The following is a 2,381-nucleotide window of genomic DNA, read 5'->3' on the forward strand; positions in this document are numbered from 1 at the left end:
ACTCCCATCACACCGTAACCCCGACGCAGACCGGATCGGCGGCCCGCCCTGTCCATCCAGGCTCTATCGGGCTCGGTCAACCCTCCAGCGCGTAGAGGGCGGGAAGGTTGACGACGATCGCCTCCTGCGTGCTGCGGGCGATCACCACGACGGCCGGATTGTCCGGGTCGGGGTTCTCCTCGCGGTGCGGGACGAACGGCGGAACGAAGATGTAGTAGCCGGGCATCGGATTCTCCTCGGGTTCGGCGCACCTTGCGCCGACTATGCCACCGACCGGTGTGTCCCGGAAGGCCGTCCGTAAGCTCGACGGCCATGAGCGAATCCGCAGCCGCAGTCCGTGCCGTCGTGTTCGACGTCGGTGAGACCCTCGTCGACGAATCGCGGCTCTGGCTGCGGTGGGCCGACCGGCTCGGAGTCACCCCGCTTACGTTTCTCGGTGCGCTCGGGGCGTGTGCGGCCACCGACCGGCCGGTCGAGGACGCTTTTTCACTGGTCCGCCCGGATATCGATGTCGCCGCCGAGGATGCGGCGTGGGCGGCCGACGACCCGGCCGGGTTGCGCAATAGCTTCGACGCCGACGACCTCTATCCCGACGTGCGCCCCGCGCTGGCACAGTTGCGGACGTCCGGGCTGCGGCTGGTGATCGCCGGCAATCAGCCCCCGCGCGCACTCACCGCGCTGCGCGCAATGAACCTGCCGGTCGATGAGATCCGCAATTCCGCCGAACTCGGCGTCGAGAAGCCGGATCCTGCGTTCTTCAACGCGGCCGCCGAACTGGCCGGGGTGGCGCCGGAAGAGATCGCCTACGTCGGTGACCGGACCGACAACGATGTGCTGCCCGCTGCCGACGCCGGTATGCGGCCCATCCTGATCCGCCGCGGGCCGTGGGGATATCTCCATGCGCGCCGCCCCGAGGCGGCTCGGGCGACGGTCATCGATTCGTTGCTCGAGCTGCCCGGGCTGCTGGCGGGCACTGCCGTCCGGTAGCCTGCGACCTCTGCAATCACACAACCCACCGACTTGCGTATCGCTGATCGACTGAGGACACGATCCTGCCAGGCCCCTCGACGGTCGGTCGGCACAGGGGATCAGCGAAGCCCATCACACTATGGAGTTGTCAAGGAACATGTTGAGGCTGTGGGTATTTCAGGCGGCGACATCCAGGCGCATGGTGCGCCGGTTGTAGGCCGGGCGTGGCCGTCGACGTGGATCAACCGTTGCCGGTGGAATGAGCCAAGGGTGACGGTCGTAGCCGATGGTGACATCCCAACCGGCGTGGTGGATATCGTCGTGGCACGAGGTGCAGACCAGACATCCGTTGTCCAGGTTGGTTTCACCGCCCCGCGACCAGTGTTCGATGTGATGTACCTGGGTCCACGATGCCGGTGCACCACATTTGATGCACGCACCGCCGTCGCGGACGATGATCGCCTTGCGCAGGTGTGCCGGGAACAGCCGTCGGTCCCGGCCTATCTGCAGCGGGACGGTCTCACCGTCGACGATGATCGTGGTGATCGTCGCGTCGCAGGTGAGTTGTTCTGTGGTGGCCTGCGATACCGGCCCCACCCATGCCAGCGTCGACAGTTCCGGCGTGTCGGACGGAAGTGTCAGCAGGACTGAGGTTTTGGGTGCTCCGGCGAGCATTCCGAGTTCGTGTGCCGCCATCGCCGCGTCGAGTATCCGTTCGACGGCGTCGGCGCGGCGCCGTCCCGCGGGCCGCGCGTCGGGGGAGCCATCAGGCTCAGGCCGGACCTCCGAGAATGCGTCGACAAGCGTCGCAAACTTCTCACCGATAATCGCATCCAGATCGCCCCTGACCCGTGTCCGACCATCGGGGTCCACGGTCACACTGAAGTCATCGATGGCACGGTCCTCCGCCGGCGGCAGACCCGAATCCGATTCATCGGCAACGCTATTGCCGATTCTCCTGGCAGTGGCGGCGACCTCTGAGGGCGACACACCCGAAAATACTTGCGCCACCATCGAATTCTCAAACTCGAAGCGATCTTCGATGCCGAGTTCAGCACCTGCGCGTCGTTCGATGTGCGCGAGTCCTGCGACCACCGCATCAGCATGCTCGAGCGAGAAGTCCCCATCTCGCGTATGCCGACCGACATAGGCCAATCCGGGGAGCGACGTGCCGACACGCACCAACCGGGATGCGACCGACGGCGCACATCCCATGTCTATCAGTAACTTCCGCAACGATCCTCCCCATTTCCTGGTCACCCCGAGCCGATCGAGCACGCCCACCAGTACCGCGGCGTGATGATGTGCGACATTCACCAACGTCAGCATCTCGCGCAGTGCATCGAACGCGCCGCGCCCGTCCATCTCCTGACCGAAGTCAAGGTCGGCCAGTTCTGCGGTAACTCTCCCCA

2 protein-coding genes and 1 pseudogene are annotated in these 2,381 nt (G+C 65.6%); 1 reads left to right on the forward strand and 2 read right to left on the reverse strand.

The genetic code is table 11. The features are described 5' to 3' along the window. Positions 1-76: 76 nt before the first annotated feature. Positions 77-223 (reverse strand): annotated as a pseudogene (locus KDB67_RS06245) (cupin); the annotation flags it as partial. An 89-nt stretch (positions 224-312) separates the two neighbouring features. Between KDB67_RS06245 and KDB67_RS06250 the strand changes: the two are divergent. Continuing rightward, entirely contained in the window at positions 313-987 is a 675-nt protein-coding gene (locus KDB67_RS06250; protein WP_291013752.1) for an HAD family hydrolase, read from the forward strand. A 159-nt stretch (positions 988-1,146) separates the two neighbouring features. Here the strand turns inward: KDB67_RS06250 and KDB67_RS06255 are convergent. Then, on the reverse strand, positions 1,147-2,381 hold a 1,235-nt coding region (locus KDB67_RS06255), incomplete at its 5' end, for a DUF222 domain-containing protein (RefSeq protein ID WP_366851853.1).

The organism is Gordonia sp. (in: high G+C Gram-positive bacteria), from assembly GCF_020438995.1.
In the GTDB taxonomy this organism is placed as follows: domain Bacteria; phylum Actinomycetota; class Actinomycetes; order Mycobacteriales; family Mycobacteriaceae; genus Gordonia.

What these genes read in the sequence shown, in the direction of transcription:
- KDB67_RS06250 (WP_291013752.1), top strand. Translation starts at nt 313, where the DNA reads ATGAGCGAATCCGCAGCCGCAGTCCGTGCCGTCGTGTTCGACGTCGGT.